Source organism: Stenotrophomonas sp. YJH_SMC_119 (genome assembly GCF_059368315.1).
In genome coordinates, this window is sequence record NZ_JCAFRP010000001.1 from 137,387 (window position 1) to 152,981 (window position 15,595).

Annotated in this window: 15 protein-coding genes; 8 read left to right on the top strand and 7 right to left on the bottom strand. The window is 67.5% G+C overall.

The window, feature by feature from the left end:
- Positions 1-73 precede the first annotated feature (73 nt).
- From gorA to AC5P6S_RS00690, 4 genes are all read right to left on the bottom strand, one after another.
- The gene (gene gorA / locus AC5P6S_RS00675; protein ID WP_201861800.1) at positions 74-1,432 is read right to left on the bottom strand and encodes a glutathione-disulfide reductase; all 1,359 of its coding nucleotides are present in this window, start codon (positions 1,430-1,432) and stop codon (positions 74-76) included.
- Positions 1,429-2,679 (bottom strand): NAD(P)/FAD-dependent oxidoreductase, encoded by a 1,251-nt coding sequence (locus tag AC5P6S_RS00680; protein ID WP_227843508.1) that lies wholly within the window; start codon positions 2,677-2,679, stop codon positions 1,429-1,431. Before AC5P6S_RS00680 ends, gorA begins: the two co-directional genes overlap by 4 nt.
- A gap of 3 nt (positions 2,680-2,682) precedes the next feature.
- On the bottom strand, positions 2,683-3,927 hold the full coding sequence (locus AC5P6S_RS00685; RefSeq protein ID WP_024956344.1) for a DUF418 domain-containing protein: 1,245 nt from the start codon (positions 3,925-3,927) through the stop codon (positions 2,683-2,685).
- Positions 3,928-4,026: 99 nt separating this feature from the next.
- A complete protein-coding gene (locus AC5P6S_RS00690) occupies positions 4,027-4,509 on the bottom strand; it encodes an FKBP-type peptidyl-prolyl cis-trans isomerase (RefSeq protein WP_012480915.1) in 483 nt (160 codons plus the stop codon).
- A gap of 73 nt (positions 4,510-4,582) precedes the next feature.
- Here AC5P6S_RS00690 and AC5P6S_RS00695 point away from each other — a divergent pair, with 73 nt between their 5' ends.
- Together AC5P6S_RS00695 and AC5P6S_RS00700 are read left to right on the top strand one after the other, a co-directional pair.
- Positions 4,583-5,161: a C40 family peptidase gene (locus AC5P6S_RS00695; RefSeq protein WP_005410516.1), complete on the top strand. Its 579-nt coding sequence runs from the start codon at positions 4,583-4,585 to the stop codon at positions 5,159-5,161.
- A 131-nt stretch (positions 5,162-5,292) separates the two neighbouring features.
- On the top strand, positions 5,293-6,066 hold the full coding sequence (locus tag AC5P6S_RS00700) for a C40 family peptidase (protein WP_495204427.1): 774 nt from the start codon (positions 5,293-5,295) through the stop codon (positions 6,064-6,066).
- Positions 6,067-6,292: 226 nt separating this feature from the next.
- On the opposite strand, the gene AC5P6S_RS00705 is transcribed toward AC5P6S_RS00700, so the two are convergent.
- Complete coding sequence (locus AC5P6S_RS00705; protein WP_005410518.1) at positions 6,293-7,627, bottom strand: dicarboxylate/amino acid:cation symporter; 1,335 nt, start codon at positions 7,625-7,627, stop codon at positions 6,293-6,295.
- A gap of 153 nt (positions 7,628-7,780) precedes the next feature.
- On the opposite strand from AC5P6S_RS00705, the gene AC5P6S_RS00710 reads away from it, so the two are divergent.
- The 5 genes from AC5P6S_RS00710 (at position 7,781) to AC5P6S_RS00730 (ending at position 13,015) form a co-directional block, all read left to right on the top strand.
- The gene (locus tag AC5P6S_RS00710; protein WP_005410519.1) at positions 7,781-9,487 is read left to right on the top strand and encodes an alkaline phosphatase; all 1,707 of its coding nucleotides are present in this window, start codon (positions 7,781-7,783) and stop codon (positions 9,485-9,487) included.
- On the top strand, positions 9,484-10,029 hold the full coding sequence (locus AC5P6S_RS00715; protein WP_012480918.1) for a WG repeat-containing protein: 546 nt from the start codon (positions 9,484-9,486) through the stop codon (positions 10,027-10,029). The genes AC5P6S_RS00710 and AC5P6S_RS00715 overlap by 4 nt, the downstream gene beginning before the upstream one ends.
- Before the next feature lie 534 nt (positions 10,030-10,563).
- Positions 10,564-11,850: a tRNA lysidine(34) synthetase TilS gene (gene tilS / locus AC5P6S_RS00720; RefSeq protein ID WP_196769506.1), complete on the top strand. Its 1,287-nt coding sequence runs from the start codon at positions 10,564-10,566 to the stop codon at positions 11,848-11,850.
- A gap of 36 nt (positions 11,851-11,886) precedes the next feature.
- The gene (locus tag AC5P6S_RS00725; protein ID WP_005410522.1) at positions 11,887-12,147 is read left to right on the top strand and encodes an exodeoxyribonuclease VII small subunit; all 261 of its coding nucleotides are present in this window, start codon (positions 11,887-11,889) and stop codon (positions 12,145-12,147) included.
- The gene (locus AC5P6S_RS00730; RefSeq protein WP_012480920.1) at positions 12,137-13,015 is read left to right on the top strand and encodes a polyprenyl synthetase family protein; all 879 of its coding nucleotides are present in this window, start codon (positions 12,137-12,139) and stop codon (positions 13,013-13,015) included. Before AC5P6S_RS00725 ends, AC5P6S_RS00730 begins: the two co-directional genes overlap by 11 nt.
- Before the next feature lie 81 nt (positions 13,016-13,096).
- Here AC5P6S_RS00730 and AC5P6S_RS00735 read toward each other — a convergent pair whose 3' ends face one another.
- Both AC5P6S_RS00735 and pmbA read right to left on the bottom strand, forming a co-directional pair.
- Entirely contained in the window at positions 13,097-13,471 is a 375-nt protein-coding gene (locus AC5P6S_RS00735) for a DUF4870 domain-containing protein (RefSeq protein WP_005410524.1), read from the bottom strand.
- An 87-nt stretch (positions 13,472-13,558) separates the two neighbouring features.
- Positions 13,559-14,926: a metalloprotease PmbA gene (gene pmbA / locus AC5P6S_RS00740; protein ID WP_065183446.1), complete on the bottom strand. Its 1,368-nt coding sequence runs from the start codon at positions 14,924-14,926 to the stop codon at positions 13,559-13,561.
- 68 nt (positions 14,927-14,994) lie between these two features.
- On the opposite strand from pmbA, the gene yjgA reads away from it, so the two are divergent.
- Complete coding sequence (gene yjgA, locus AC5P6S_RS00745) at positions 14,995-15,582, top strand: ribosome biogenesis factor YjgA (RefSeq protein ID WP_012480922.1); 588 nt, start codon at positions 14,995-14,997, stop codon at positions 15,580-15,582.
- The last annotated feature ends 13 nt before the right edge of the window (positions 15,583-15,595 follow it).

Sequence of the window (15,595 nt, forward strand, 5' to 3'; positions counted from 1 at the left end):
CCTGGAGAGCCGAGCCTGCGCTCGGCTGCACGGAACGCAGCCGGGCATAGGCTCGGCTCTAAAACCGTCCAGCTCAGCGCATCAGCACGACTTCCTCGGCCGAGGTCGGGTGGATCGCCACGGTGTCGTCGAACTGGGCCTTGGTCGCGCCCATCTTCACCGCCACCGCAAAGCCCTGCAGGATCTCGTCGGCCGCTTCGCCCAGCAGGTGGATGCCCACCACCCGTTCTTCCGGACCGGCACAGACCATCTTGAACAGGCTGCGCTGGGTGCCATTGGCCAGCCCCTGCAGCATCGGACGGAAACGGCTGTGGTACACGCTCACCTGATCGAACCGCGCGCGCGCCTCTTCTTCGCTCATGCCCACCGCGCCCAGCGGTGGATGCGAGAACACCACGCTGGCCACGTTCTCGTAATCCATCTTCGACTGCGGGCGGCCACCGAACAGGCGGTCCATCAGCCGCCGCGAAGCGGCCACCGCCACCGGGGTCAGGCCGACCTTGCCAGCGATGTCGCCCACCGCGTGCACGCTCGGCACACACGTGGTCTGCCATTCGTCCACCTGCACCTGCTGGTGTTCGCCGATACCGATGCCGAGCGCTTCCAGGCCCAGATCGCGGCTGTTGCCACGGCGGCCGGTGGCAAAGAACACCGCGTCGAACACGCTGTCGAGCGGGCCATCATGGCCGAATGCACGTACGCGTTCGCCATCGCGCTGCAGTTCGCGCAGGCGATAGCCGAAATGGATGCGCACGCCCTGCTGCTTCAGGTTCTCGGCCAGCTGATCGGTCAGCTCGTAATCGAAGCGATCCAGCAGCCGCTGGCCACGCACCAGCAGGCTCACCTTGCTGCCCAGTGCCTGCAGCAGGCCGGCCAGCTCCACCGCGATGTAACCGCCACCGATGATCGCCACCTCGGCCGGTGCCGCGCGCAGATCGAAGAAATCATCGGAGACCAGGCCCAGTTCGGCACCGGGGATGTCAGGCCGCAGCGGGTGCGCGCCGGTGGCGATCAGGATGTGTTCAGCGCTGTAACGCACGCCATCGCTGCAGGCCACGGTATGCGCATCGAGCAGATGACCGCGCGCCGGAACGCGCACCACGCCGGTTTCGTCCAGGCGCTTGTGGTAGCTGGTGTGGATGTTGCTGATGTAGGCCTGGCGATGGATCACCAGCTCTTTCCACGACAATGCCGGGCGTGCCTTGACATCGAAACCCATCGCACTGGCCAGGCCGATGCGCTCGTGCAGGTCGGCCGCCAGCCACATGGCCTTCTTCGGCACGCAGCCGACGTTGACGCAGGTCCCGCCCAGTTCACCAGGCTCCAGCAGCGCCACGCGCTTGCCGTGCTGCGCGGCGCGGATCGCGCCAGCCAGGCCGGCGGAACCACCGCCAAGGACGATCAGGTCGTAATCATAGGGTGCAGTGCTCATCGGAATCGCTCGGGTCGGTAAGGGGCAGGATCGATCGCTGGCGTGCGGCCGCAGACGAGATCGGCGATCAGCTGGCCGGTGCCGGCGCTCATGCTGATGCCGAGCATGCCATGCCCCGCTGCAAGCCAGACGTGAGGATGCGCGGGCGCGCGGCCGATCAACGGCACGTCGTCCACGCTCATGGGGCGCCACCCGCACCACTGCTCCTGCAGCCGCGCACCACGTGGCGCGCGCAGGTAGTGGTCGGCGGCCTGCTGCAGGGCCTGCAGGCGGGTCGTGCGCAGCTGCGGATCGGCACCGGCGAATTCCATGGTGCCGCCCAGCCGCAGCGCTTCGCGCCAGGCGATCACGAACACGGAATGGTCCTTCAGCACGACTGGACGCTGCGGCACCTGCGCCGGTCGTGACCAGGTCAGCGAGTAGCCCTTGCCGGGTTGGATCGGCACGCGCAGATCCAGTTGCCGCGCCCAGCGCGGTGACCACGGCCCGGTCGCCAGCACCAGCTCGCGCGCCTGCAGCATGCGTTCACCGGCACGCACGCGCACACCCTGCGCGTCGGCGCTGAAATCCTCCACGTCCGACTGCTCTTCGATCACCACGCCCTGTGCCCGCAGCACGCGCGCCAGTTCGGCGGTGTAGCGGTCCGGACGCAGCTGGGCATCGCCGGGGAAGTGGATCGCACCGGCAAGGCGATCATGGAACGCCGGATTGTCGCGCGCGTAGTCGGTGCCATCGATGCGCGCCGAGGCAATGCCCTGTGCGTTCAGCGCCTCACAATCGGCAGCGTGGTGATCGAAATTGCGGGCGTCACCGAACACATAGTCCAGACCGCGCGCCTCGAACTCGCAGTCCAGCGCATGCGTCTGCACCCACTGCGCCAGGCGCAGCCGTGAATCATTCAACAATGCGCCGCGTGCCCGCGTGGCGTGCAGCCAGTCGCGTGCGTTGCAGCGCGCCCCGAACTGCAGCAGCCAGCGCCACAATGCTGGGTCCAGGCGTGTACGCACGTACAGCGGCGCACGCGGATCGAGCATCCAGCGCAGCGCGCGCAACGGCACGCCAGGCGCTGCCAGCGGTGGCGCGTGGCTGGGGGTGATGGTGCCGCAGTTGCCATGCGAGGTCGCGCCGCCGACACGCCCACGGTCGATCACGCGTACCTGCCGGCCCTGTGCACGCAGCGCGAGTGCGACAGCCAGTCCAATGGCACCGGCGCCGACCACGATCACATCCTCGCGCGCGCCCTGCATCGATCAGCCCTGGCCGGCCTCGCGCCGCATCGGCGGCCACTGCCGATAGGTCATCGCGCGCCACAGCCATTCCATCGGCCCAAAGCGGAAGCGGCGCAGCCATACGTGCGAGATGCCCACCTGCACGGTGAACAACAGCAGCGCGAACATCAACTGCACGCTGCGTGGCATCGTTTCGAACGCGCCCAGGCCGTAGTGGTAGAACAGCCAGGTGCACAGCAGCGACTGGCCGAGGTAATGGGTCAACGCCATGCGCCCGACCGGCGCCAGCCAGCCCAGCCGCGCGCGGCAGTGTACGATCCAGGCCAGGTAACCCAGGCACATCGGCAGGCCGCCGATCGTCACCAGCGCCATCGCCGCCGTAACCGGCAGATCGTAAGCGCCCGGCGCCAGATACGGCTTCCAGGCAACACCCAGCAGCGTGACCAGCAGGCCGAAGGGCAGCGCCCCCCAACGCAACACCGCATACAGCCGCGGGAAGCGATCCGGCGTGGCCAGCGCGCCGCTGCCAGCAAACCAGCTGCCGATCAGGAACATGCCCAGCACCTCCGGGCCGGTGATCAGCATCGCCCCCATCGACGTGCCGAACTCGCTCAGCCGCTGCGCATTGGCCTGCATCCAGCTGCCCTGCCCGTACACCAGGCGCTGCAGATCGATGCTCTGCTGCGCGTCGGTGAGCATCTTCCGCACGTCCTCCGCCGAAGCCATCGACACCATCGCGCCGACCAGCAGCATCATCGCCACACCGCCGAGATAGACCGTTACGCCCATCCACGGCAGCCAGCTGCGCGGCGCCTCGCGGCAGGCCAGCAACGGCAACGAGACCAACGCGTACATCACCAGGATGTCGCCGGACCAGACCAGCAGCGCGTGGCACAGGCCGATCAGCAGCAGGCCAGCGCTGCGGCGCAGGTAGAACGGGGTGAAGTCACGCCCGGCCGCCTCGGCGCGCTGCGCCATCACCGCGAAGCCGGCGCCGAACAGCAACGAGAACAGGGTGAAGAACTTCCCCTGCACGAATACGTAGACAAAGGCATCGGCCCAGTAGTCGATACCCTGCCAATGCACGTCGATGCCGGTGAAGGCCAGGTCCAGCGGTCCGCTGAAGGCCTCGATGTTCATCAGCAGGATGCCCAGCAGCGCAGCACCGCGCAGCACGTCCAGCACGGCGATGCGTTCGCCGGAAGCCACCGGCTGCAGGGAAGGAGAAGCGGCGTTCACGGGGCGTCCGTCGGGCAGGTCCGCCATTATGCCGCCGGCCCGCGTGCCATGGATGGCCGCGCCGTGTTCCAGAAACGCAATGGCCCGCCGAAGCGGGCCGTTGCTGCCATCATGATCGCGCTGCGATCAGTGGTGGTGACCGCCGTCGCCGTGGACGTGGCCGTGGTCGATCTCTTCCTTGCCGGCTTCGCGCACATCGACGATTTCCACGTCGAAGTGCAGGTCCTTGCCAGCCATCGGATGGTTCAGGTCGACGTCGACGACGCTCATGCCGACCTTCTGCACGGTCACCGCACGCGGGCCGAAGTTGGTCTGCAGCACGACCTGCTGGCCCGGAGCCAGCTTGGTGTTGCCGAAATGCTTCTTCGGCACGCGCTGGGACAGGCCCTCGCGGCGCTCGCCGTAGGCATCGGCTGCGTTGACGTCAACGCTGAAGGTCGCGCCGGCTTCCTTGTCCATCATGGCGTTTTCCAGGCCCGGGATGATGTTGCCGTGGCCGATCAGGATCGCCAGCGGCTCGCCGCGGTCCTTGGACGATTCGATCGGCTCCTGGCCGACTTCGGAAACGGTGTAGTGGAAGCGGACAACGCGGTCTTTTTCGATCTTCATGCGCAACTCTGTCTGGATCTGCCGGAGGCAGGCGGGTTGGGGCGGGTTGTCGCCCGGCGGGGACGCCGCCATCATGACGGCCAATCCCAAGGTGGCGCATTATCCGGAGAACATGCACATCACGCCAGTTTCGTCCGGCCTGCGCCGGCTCCTCGCCCCGGCCCTGCTGCTGGCCCTGCCCGTGCTGATGACCGCCTGCGGCGGCGGCAAGGCCACCCGCCCCGCTCCGCCCCCGCCGACCGCGAACTGGCCGAAGACCGTACCGGACAACCCCGAGGCGGCCAACTCGGTGCTGATGCGTGCCATCAGCCTGGTCGGCACCCCCTACCGCTATGGCGGCAACACCCCGGATTCCGGCTTCGACTGCAGCGGCCTGGTGGCCTATGTCTATCGCGAGATGCTGGACCTGAAACTGCCGCGCACCTCGCGCGACCTAGCGGCGGTACAGGGTCCGAAGATCGATCCGCAGCGCCTGGCCACCGGCGACCTGGTGTTCTTCGGCAGCCGCGGCAGCGTCACCCATGTCGGTATCTATGTCGGTGAAGGGCGTTTCGTGCATGCGCCGAGCACCGGCGGCACCGTGCGCCTCGACTCGCTCAGCGGTCCCTACTGGAAGGACCACTACACAGGGGCGAAACGCGTCCTTCGCTAAAATGAACAGGCGATATGTTCAAAACTGTGACGAACATCACCATGCAACTAACGAATTACTAACGGAATTTTTAACTTATCCGCGCTTTTACAGGGCATGATGCCCCATCGTTTTTTTCCTGTGACCGACGCGTGACGACTGACGACCTGAAAAGCGAAGGCCAGACTTCCGTATCTTCACGTAGTGCCCGCCCGCTGTTGCTTGGCCTGGCACTGTGTCTGACCAGCCTTCCGGCCTGGTCGCAGACTGCTCCGAACCGTTCCGATGTGAGCCCGGCCCCGGTGGCCGAGAGCACCGCCCGACCGGCCGCCAAGGCCGAGGCTGCCGCTCCGCAACGCAGCCGCGTCGACGCCGCCGCCAGCGCTACCCTGGCCGCCCTGCTGCCTCACCTGGCCGCCAACGACACCATTCCGCTGATGGACCGCTCGGCCGTGGTGGCCGGTGACCTCAGCCGCCTCCTCGCCAACTACGACACCAGCAGCGCTGCCAATGGCAGCGTTGTCGGCACCGCGGCCGACAATGGCAAGGTGCAGTCGCTGCTGCGTCGCGCGATGACCCTGCTGGGCACCCCATACCGTTGGGGCGGCAGCAACCCGGACAGCGGCTTCGACTGCAGTGGTCTGGTCGGCTACGTGTTCCGCTCGGCCCTGGGCATTGAGCTGCCGCGCGTCTCGCGCGAAATGGCACATGACGACAACGCCGAACTGATCGACGACCGCACCGCGCTGGCCGCCGGTGACCTGGTGTTCTTCGGCCGCAAGGGCCGCGTCGATCACGTCGGCATCTATGTGGGTGATGGCCGCTTCCTGCACGCACCGAGCTCGGGCAAGGACGTGCGCGTGGACACCCTGCTCAGCGGCTACTGGGGCAACAAGTTCATGCAGGCCCGCCGGGTCGATCTCTGATCTGGCCGGTTGGCGCTACCACGCCGCCTGACACGAGAAAGCCGCTGCCCTGCAGCGGCTTTTTTGTTAAGCCCGCGCAATGGTGGGTAGCTGCCGATCTTGGTCGGCACCGCCTCCATCCACGCGTGGCGTGGATCTACCAGACCCGGCTTGACCGCCACCGCGCCAGCCAGCTCCCAGACAAAAAGCCCGCCGTTCAGGGCGGGCCTTTCATCTCCACGCAACCTCAGCCGCGTGGCGGCGTCGGATCGGGGTCGTCCACACCCACATTGCTGGACGGATTGTCATACACCGCCTGGTCGAGCAGCCCGGTTTCCTTGGCCACGATCACCGGCACCAGCATCTGGCCGGTCACGTTCGTCATCGTGCGCATCATGTCGAGGATGCGGTCGATGGCATACAGGTAGCCGATCGTCTCCAACGGCAGGTTGGCCGCGCTCAGCACCACCGTAGCCATGATCACCGCGGTACCCGGAACACCGGCCGTACCGAAGCTGCCCAGCACCGAAGCAATCAGCACCACCACGTACTGTTCAGGGGTCAGCGGCACACCGCTGTACTGCGCGATGAACACCGCGCACAGCGCCGGGTAGATGGCACCGCAGCCGTCCATCTTGATGCTGGCGCCCAGCGGCACCGCAAACGAACCGTAATCCTTGTTCACGCCCAGGTTGTGGGTGATCGAACGCAGTGCCACCGGCATCGCCGCGAAGCTGGAAGAGCTGACGAACGCAACCTGCATGCCCGGCGCCGCACCACGGAAGAACTTCAGCGGGTTCAGTCCGTGCGCCAACAGCAGTGCGCTGTAGACCACCACGATGTGCAGGGCGCAGGCCACGTACAGGGCCAGCACGAAATGCCCCAGCGGCAGCAGCTTCTCGAACCCGTAGCTGCCGACCAGGCCGGCGATCAGGCCAAAGGTGCCGATCGGGGTGACTTCCAGCACGAAGCGGGTCACCTGGATCATGATGTCGCTCATCTGGCCGACCAGCTTGCGCGCCTCGGTCACCTTCTCGCCGAGCTTGACGATGGCGAAGCCGACCAGGCCAGCGAAGAAGATCACCGGCAGGATCGAGCCACGGCCGGCGGCCAGCACGGTTTCGCCGGCCGCGTTGACCTTTGTGCCGATACCAGACAGCGCATAGAAGACATTGGCCGGTACCACGTCCAGCAGCACCTGCACCACACTGGGCACTTCGCGCGGCACGTAATTGCTGGCCATCGTCAGCTGCAGGCCACCGGCGCCGGGCTGCAGCACGGTGCCCACGCCCAGTCCGACGCACACCGCCAACGCAGCAGTGATCACGAACCACAGGAAGGTGCGGCCACTGAGCGCGGCAACCGACTTCTGGCCGTGCAGCGAGGAGATCGCATTGATGACCGCGAAGAACACCAGCGGCACGGCGATCATCTTGATCAGGGTGACGTACAGCTCGCCAAGCGGGCCGAACCACGTTTCCGCGGCCGGGCCGAGCGCCCAGCCGGCCAGCGCGCCGAGCACGAAGCCACCGACCACGCGCTGCCAGAATGGAATCCGCAGCCAGGCAGAGACCAGCTTCATAGGCAATCCAGAGGGAAGGAAGGGATGCTGGCACGATAGCCCATCAACGGCTGGGGAACGACCGCCCGACCGGCAAATCAGTGTGTCATCGGCGTGCCTTGCGAGGGCGGGCATAATGAACGTCCCGTTACAGTTTGTGAGATCCCAGCGTCCATGCGCCGTTCCGTCTCCCTGTTGGCCGCCTGCGCCACCACCCTGCTGCTGGGCGCCTGCGCCAGCACCACCCCCGCCACTGCCCCGGCCAGCCTCAAGGTCGCCGTCGACCCCGTCGCCCACCCGGCCGGCGAGACCCCGCAGTGGTGGTACCGCAGTGGCGCCGCCCAGGCCGCCGCCAACGGTGCGATGTCCGGCAAGGCCAAGAACGTCATCCTGTTCCTCGGCGACGGCATGAGCTTGACCACCGTGGCCGCCTCGCGCATCTACGAGGGCCAGCAGAAGGGTGGCTCCGGTGAAGAGAACCTGTTGTCCTGGGAGCGCTTCCCGGCCACGGCATTCAGCAAGACCTACAACACCGATTCGCAGACGCCCGATTCGGCCGGCACCATGACCGCCATCACCACCGGCGTGAAGACCCACATGGGTGCGATCGGCGTCAGCGCCGGCAGCCGCACCGACTGTGCCGACAGCCTGTCCAAGGGCCTGCTGACCTGGCTGCAGCTGGCCGACAGCGCCGGTCTGGCTACCGGCGTGGTCTCCACCGCGCGCCTGACCCATGCCACCCCGGCCGCCACCTACGCGCACTCGCCCGAGCGCAACTGGGAAAACGACACCGACCTGACCGAAGCGGCCAAGGCGGCCGGCTGCAAGGACATCGCCCAGCAACTGCTGTCGACCTCACGCTATGGCCGCGGCCCCCTGGTCGCCCTCGGTGGCGGCCGCGGTGAATTCACCACCGTGGAAGAGCGCGATCCGGAATACGACGACAAGGTCGGCCAGCGCCTGGATGGCCGCAGCCTGGTGCAGGAATGGCAGCAGGCGCACCCGCAGGGTGCCTACGTGTGGAACAGCAAGCAGCTGGCCGCCGCCGCCAACGCACCGGCCATCCTTGGCCTGTTCGAGCCGGACCACATGCGCTACGAGTACGAGCGCCCGCAGGATCCGGGCGGCGAGCCGAGCCTGGCCGAACTGACGGCCGCAGCGATCAAGAATCTGGCCAAGCACCAGGAAGGCTACGTGCTGATGATCGAAGGCGCGCGCATCGATCACGCCAACCACAGCGGCAATGCCTACCGTGCACTGACCGAGACCGTGGCCCTGTCCGACGCAGTGCGCGTGGCCAACGAACTGACCTCCGCCGACGACACCCTGATCATCGTCACCGCCGACCACTCGCACACGCTGAACTTCGTCGGCTACCCGGCACGTGGCAACCCGATCCTGGGCAAGGTGAAGGACAAGGGCGGCGAAGACGGCGCCGGCAAGCTGGACTACGCGCTGGACGGCACCGGCCAGCCGTACACCACGCTGAGCTACGCCAACGGCCCGGGCCACACCGGCAGCAGCAACCAGCAGCCGGCCGGCCCGAAGCGTTACCCGCACAACCCGAGCAGCTTCGAACCGGCCAACGGCCGCCCGAATCTGCGCGAGGTCGACACCGAGCATCCGGACTACATGCAGGAAGCACTGGTGCCGATGAAGTCCGAATCGCACGGTGGCGAGGACGTCGGCATCTGGGCACGCGGCCCGGGCAGCAAGGCGATCCGCGGCACGCTGGAACAGAACGCGATCTATCACATGATCGTGCAGGCCACCCCGGCCCTGCGCGAGCGCCTGTGCCAGGCCGGCACCTGCGATGACAAGGGCGTGCCGGTGCAGCTGCCGGCACCGACCGCGTTCGAGCGCAAGGCCGAGGCCAAGTGATCGCACGGCAGGCCCGCCCTGACGCTGCCAGCGGCCGCTTCGCGCGGTCGCTGGCCCTGCTTGGCGTGCTGGTCAGCGCCACTGCAGCGGCACAGGCACCGGCATGCAAGCTGCTGACCGACGAACACGGGTTGTGGCCACTGCCCAACTGCGAGGTGATCGATCACCGGCCGAAGATCAGCGCCGACACGCTGAAGGACCTGAATTACGACGACCACGGCCTGGCAGTGGTGTACGCCGACCAGGGTTTCCACTACGTCGACCGCAAGGGCCGCAGCCTGCCGGTGCTGACCTGGGACAACGGCCCGGAAACGCCGCAGGAAGGCCTGCTGCGCGCCCGCGTCGGCAACCGCGTGGGCTACTTCGACCTGACGTTCCGCCAGGTGGTGCCCGGCACCTTCGATTTCGCATGGCCGTTCCAGGACGGCGTGGCCGAGGTCTGCAATGGTTGCCGTCGTGGTACGCCGGATGCCGATGGCCACACGCCGATGGAAGGCGGAGAGTGGTTCCGCATCGACCGTTCGGGTCGTCGGGTGAAGTAGGGTTTTTGGCAGGGCTGCGCCCTGCACCTGCAGACGCCAAAGCAAGATCAAAAGCGGCTCTGGTTTCCTGTGAGTTGGGTGGGGCGGTGTGGGTGGGCAGGACACGCCGTAAACCCATCCCTGGGGGCTCGATGGCGCCATCCATGGCGCCAACGGTCCTGCCCACCCACACCGCCCCACCCCCGACAGTTTTCCGGTGACGGTTGGACCATCCACGCTTTGCGTGGATCGTATCTGTCAGATATCGAATTGAATCCGGGGTCAGATCCGTTTTCCGCAGGAAAACGGATCTGACCCCATGAGCAACCCGACAGTTCGCAGGAAACTGTCGAAGGCGGGGTGGGTCCGGTTGCGGGAGTGTCCGCGGCATGGATGCCGCGGCCAAGCCCCCAAGGACGGGTTTACGGCGTCTCCCGCAACCGGACCCACCCCGCCTACCCTCAGGAAACCAGCTTCTGCTGTTGCTGTTGCTGTTCCTCTGGATCGTAGCGGGTGCAGGGCGCAGCCCTGCCGAGCAACCCTATACTTGCCACCGTGACTGCCTTCCCTGCCCTCGTTCCGCTGGATGCGCCGCTGCTGGTGGGCTACAGCGGTGGCGTCGACTCCACCGTGCTGCTGCACTGGCTGTGGCGCTGCGCGCAGACTTCCGGCACCGCCCTGCGCGCGGTGCACGTGCATCACGGCCTGCAACCCGATGCGGATGACTGGGTGCTGCACTGCCGGCAGCAATGCGACGCCTGGGGCATTGAGCTGGCCGTGCACCGCGTGCAGGTCGAGAACGGCACAGGCCTGGGCACCGAAGGTGCCGCGCGACAGGCACGACGTGCCGCGTTCGCGGCTGAGCTACGCGAAGGCGAAACGCTGGCACTGGCGCAGCACCAGGACGACCAGGCCGAGACCTTCCTGTTGCGCGCCCTGCGCGCTTCTGGCGTCGATGGCCTGGCGGCGATGTCCACGCACAGCCGCCTTGGCGAACATCCCTTGTGGCGCCCGCTGCTGGCGGTACCACGCAGTGCACTGCTCGACTACGCGCGCCAGCACGCGCTGCGCTGGATCGAAGACCCCAGCAACGCGGAAGACCACGCCGATCGCAACTTCCTGCGCCTGCAGGTGTTGCCGTTGCTGCGCCAGCGCTGGCCGCATGCGGCTGCAGCATTGGCGGGCAGCGCGACGCATTGCCGGCAGACCCGCGAACTGCTGGACGAGGAAGACGCCGAGCTGATCGCGCATCTGGAAGTGGCACCGCGCGTGCTGTCACTGGAACTGCTGCGCCAGATGTCGCCGCGCCGCGCAGCACGCGTGCTGCGCGCGTGGGTGCTGGGCCATGATGCGGCACCGTTGCCGGCCTCGGTGTTGCAGCAGGCGCTGGAGGAGCTGTTGCCGGCCGACACCGACCGCCAGGCGCGTGTGCGCTGGCAGCAGCACGTGATCCAGCAATGGCGCGACCACGCCTATCTGCTGCCGGCCCGGCTGCCCTCGCTGCCCCTCGACTGGCAGGCCGAGTGGGATGGCCGTGCACCGCTGCCATTGCCCGACGGTGGCCAGCTGAGCCTGCTGGGCGCCGGCGCTTTCGAACAGCCACTGCAGGTCCGTGCACGCGCGGGCGGCGAGCGCATCCTGCTGCAGGGTCGCCAGCATTCGCACGCGCTGAAGGACTGCCTGCAGCGCGAGCACCTCGCCCCCTGGCGACGCGCGCAGCTGCCGTTGATCTTCGATGGCCCGCAGTTGCTGGCCGCCGCCGACGTGGTCATCGCCGCGCCCTTGCAGGCCTGGTTGCAGGCCAACGAGGCACAGCTGCGGTGGCGTCCCGGCGGCTGGTGAATTGACCCCCGCGCGCGGCCCGTCCACACTTGCCGCATGGCCAAGAAGTCCCCCGAAAACGCCTCCCCCGTCGCCCAGTTCGAGCAGTCGCTCGAATCGCTGGAGCAGCTGGTGGAGCAGATGGAAACCGGCGAGCTGAGCCTGGAAGCTTCGCTCAGTGCTTACGAGCGTGGTGTCGGTCTGTACCGCCAGTGCCAGCAGGCACTGGAGCAGGCCGAACTGCGCGTGCGCCTGCTCAGTGATCCGGCGCAGCCGGAAGCCTCCGAGCCCTTCGACCCGCCCAGCCATGACGGCTGAGGTTCTGTTCGCGCGCTGGCGTGACCGTATCGAAAGCCAGCTCGATGCCGCCCTGCCCTCGCCTGCCGAGGCGCCGCAGCGCCTGCATCAGGCCATGCGCTATTCGGTGCTTGGTGGCGGCAAGCGCATGCGGCCCCTGCTGGTCTACGCCAGTGGTCACCTGTTCGGTACGCAGCCGGAAAGCCTGGATGCGGCGGCCATGTCCGTCGAGCTGATCCATGCCTATTCGCTGGTGCATGACGACCTTCCGGCGATGGATGACGACGCCCTGCGTCGCGGCAAGCCCACCACCCACGTCGCCTTCGACGAAGCCACCGCGATCCTTGCTGGCGACGCCCTGCAGACCCGCGCCTTCGGCCTGCTGGCCGATGCGCCGCTGCCGGCCACGTTGCGCGTGGCCTGCCTGCAGACCCTGGCCCACGCCTCAGGCGCGTCCGGCATGTGTGGCGGCCAGGCGCTGGACATCGATGCCACCGGCCAGCAGCAGACGCTGGCGGCGCTGACCCGCATGCACGCGCTGAAGACCGGCGCGCTGATCCGCGCGGCAGTGCGCATGGGCGCGCTGTGCGGCCAGGCCCACGAACCGCAGCTGGCCCAGCTCGACAGTTTCGCCGATGCACTCGGCCTGGCCTTCCAGGTCCGCGATGACATCCTCGATGTCGAAGCCAGTTCCGAACAGCTGGGCAAGACTGCCGGCAAGGACCAGGCGCAGGACAAGAGCACCTTCCCCGCCCTGCTTGGCATGGACGGCGCAAAGGCCCAGCTGCACGAGCTCGCAGCGCGCATGCAGTCGATCCTGGCCAGGTATGGCGAGGAAGCCGACGCGCTGCGCGCGCTGGCGACGCTGGCGGTGGAACGCGATCACTGATCGCTGCACGCGGCCCGGCATTCCCCGCACACGAAAACGCCCGGCAGTGCCGGGCGTTTTCAGTTCCGCGTGCAGACGATCTTACTTGATCAGGCGCAGCGCGAACGGGTAGCGGTAGGCTTCGCCGTTGTTGGCCTTGACCGCAGCGATGATGCTGAACACCAGGCTGATGATGCCGACGATCGGGGCCAGGAACACGCCGATGATCACGATGGTGAGGATCATGCTGATGACCATGGCGATGGTCACGGTGATCTGGAAGTTCAGGGCTTCCTTGGCCTGGTCGGTCACGAAGGCCTTGCCAGCATCGTCCTTGTTGATCAGCCAGATGATCAGCGCGCCGATGAAGCCGGTGAAGATGCCCAGCAGGTGCGCGGCCAGGGCCATGGTGCGCTGGTCGGCCGGAACGTCGGCGGTGGCCGGTGGCGGCGGCGGGACGTTATCGAATTCACTCACGACAAAACTCCTTTTCATTGGGTGGTCTTGACCAACCAGCACCCAGCTGATTGCGTCAGGCGGGCATAGCTTACGCCATCGACGGCATCAATCATTACCTGCGATGGTCATCCGCCCCAACAGGATCGAACCGGTCCGGATGTGCGAACGGGGATCGACGTCGCTGCCGACCGCCTCGATGCTGCTGAACATCTCGCGCAGGTTGCCCGCGATGGTGATGCCGTCCACCGGGTACTGGATCTCGCCGTTCTCGACCCGGAAGCCACCCGCGCCACGCGAATAGTCGCCGGTCACGCCGTTCACGCCCTGCCCCATCAGCTCGGTCACCAGCAGGCCATCGCCCATCTGCCGCGCGATGTCCTGCAGCGGGCCGGCATTGGCCGCCAACTGCAGGTTGTGCACGCCACCGGCGTTGGCGGTGGTCTGAAGGCCCAGCTTGCGTGCCGAGTAGCTGCCCAGCACATAGCGCTGCAGCACGCCGTCGCGGACCAGAGCCGAGGCCCGGGTGGCCACGCCGTCGCCGTCGAAGGCTGCCGAGCGCAGGCCACGGCGCAGGTGCGGCAGCTCCTCGATCTGCATCCATTCCGGGAACAGGCGCTGGCCAACGCTGTCCAGCAGGAAGCTGGCCTGGCGATACAGAGCACCGCCGGACACCGCCGACAGCAGGTGCCCGACCAGGCTGCGCGCCACTTCCGGGGCGAACAGCACCGGCATGCTGCCGGTGGCCAGCGATCGTGGCTGCAGGCGGGCGACAGTGCGCTCGGCGGCACGACGTCCGACCAGGTCGACGTCCTCCAGGTCCTCGCGAGCCAGCGCACTGGTGTACCAGCCGTCACGCTGCATGCCATCGCCCTGCCCGGCGATCAGCGCACAACCGACCGAATGGTGGGTGCCGCGCTCACGGCCGATGAAACCATGCGAATTGGCATAGACCGACAGGCTCTGCATGCTCGACACCGAGGCGCCGTCGGAATTGCGGATCTGCGCATCGGCCTCACGGCCTGCGGCTTCGCAAGCCAGGGCCAGGTCCACCGCCTCGTCGGCCTGCAGCGCCCACGGGTGCCAGCCGTCCAGGTCCGGGAAGTGGGTGGCCATCAGGGCCGCCTCGGCCAGGCCGGCGGCCGCGTCATCTTCGGTATGCCGGGCGATGGCGCAGGCCTGCTCGACCGTGGCCGCCAGGCTGGCCTCGTTCAGGTCGCCGGTGCTGGCGCTGCCCTTGCGTTGGCCGAAATACACAGTGACGGCGATGCCGCGGTCGCGGGTGGACTGCACGGTTTCGACCTCGCCGAGGCGGACATTCACCTCCAGCCCGCGGTCTTCGCTGCAGCTGACTTCAGCCTGGCTGGCGCCCAGCGCGCGGGCGCGGTCGAGCAGCTGCTGGGAGAGGTCGGCCAGCCGTTCCAGCCGGGCCGGGCTGTCGTCGCCGACGGCGGCTTCAGGGGCGATCACGTTCAATGCTTTATCCTGTACGGGTTGGGCCCGGCATCACGCCGGGCGACTTTTTTTGAAATCAGGTATGGACGATGCGCGGACGCGACGAAGAAACCGGTGAATTCCACGACAAGAGCCGCAGCCAGAACCGGCGCGACGCGCTCGACGTCCTGGCCCTGGGCGAAAAACTGGTGTCGCTGACACCGGCCCAGCTGGCGCGCCTGCCGATCCCGGAAGACCTGCTGCCGCACATCGCCGAGTGCAAGCGCATCACCGCGCACATCGCCCACAAGCGCCAGCTGGCGTTCCTGGCCAAGCACATGCGCCGCGAAGAAGAAGCCACGCTGGATGCGATCCGCGATGCGCTGGATGCCAACAGCGAAACCGGCCGCCGCGAAGTGGCGATGATGCACCGCGTGGAAGACTGGCGCGAGCGTCTGCTGGCCGAGGGTGACAAGGCGCTGGCTGCACTGCTGGACGACTACCCGCAGGCCGACCGCCAGCAGCTGCGCACGCTGGTGCGCAATGCGCAGGCCGAGAAGGCCAAGAACAAGCCGCCGCGCGCCTACCGCGAGATCTTCCAGGTGCTGCGTGCCCTGATGCTGCCGGCCGCGCTGGGCCTGAAGGCCAGCGCCGAAGACGCCGACCCCGTCGAGAGCGACGAAGCCGACGAGGACTGAGTCCACGCCGGCC

Bases quoted from the DNA above. Each gene is read 5' to 3' on its own strand.
- gorA (WP_201861800.1), bottom strand. From the start codon at position 1,432: ATGAGCACTGCACCCTATGATTACGACCTGATCGTCCTTGGCGGTGGT.
- AC5P6S_RS00680 (WP_227843508.1), bottom strand. From the start codon at position 2,679: ATGCAGGGCGCGCGCGAGGATGTGATCGTGGTCGGCGCCGGTGCCATT.
- AC5P6S_RS00685 (WP_024956344.1), bottom strand. From the start codon at position 3,927: ATGGCGGACCTGCCCGACGGACGCCCCGTGAACGCCGCTTCTCCTTCC.
- AC5P6S_RS00690 (WP_012480915.1), bottom strand. From the start codon at position 4,509: ATGAAGATCGAAAAAGACCGCGTTGTCCGCTTCCACTACACCGTTTCC.
- AC5P6S_RS00695 (WP_005410516.1), top strand. From the start codon at position 4,583: ATGACGGCCAATCCCAAGGTGGCGCATTATCCGGAGAACATGCACATC.
- AC5P6S_RS00705 (WP_005410518.1), bottom strand. From the start codon at position 7,627: ATGAAGCTGGTCTCTGCCTGGCTGCGGATTCCATTCTGGCAGCGCGTG.
- AC5P6S_RS00710 (WP_005410519.1), top strand. From the start codon at position 7,781: ATGCGCCGTTCCGTCTCCCTGTTGGCCGCCTGCGCCACCACCCTGCTG.
- AC5P6S_RS00725 (WP_005410522.1), top strand. From the start codon at position 11,887: ATGGCCAAGAAGTCCCCCGAAAACGCCTCCCCCGTCGCCCAGTTCGAG.
- AC5P6S_RS00730 (WP_012480920.1), top strand. From the start codon at position 12,137: ATGACGGCTGAGGTTCTGTTCGCGCGCTGGCGTGACCGTATCGAAAGC.
- yjgA (WP_012480922.1), top strand. From the start codon at position 14,995: ATGCGCGGACGCGACGAAGAAACCGGTGAATTCCACGACAAGAGCCGC.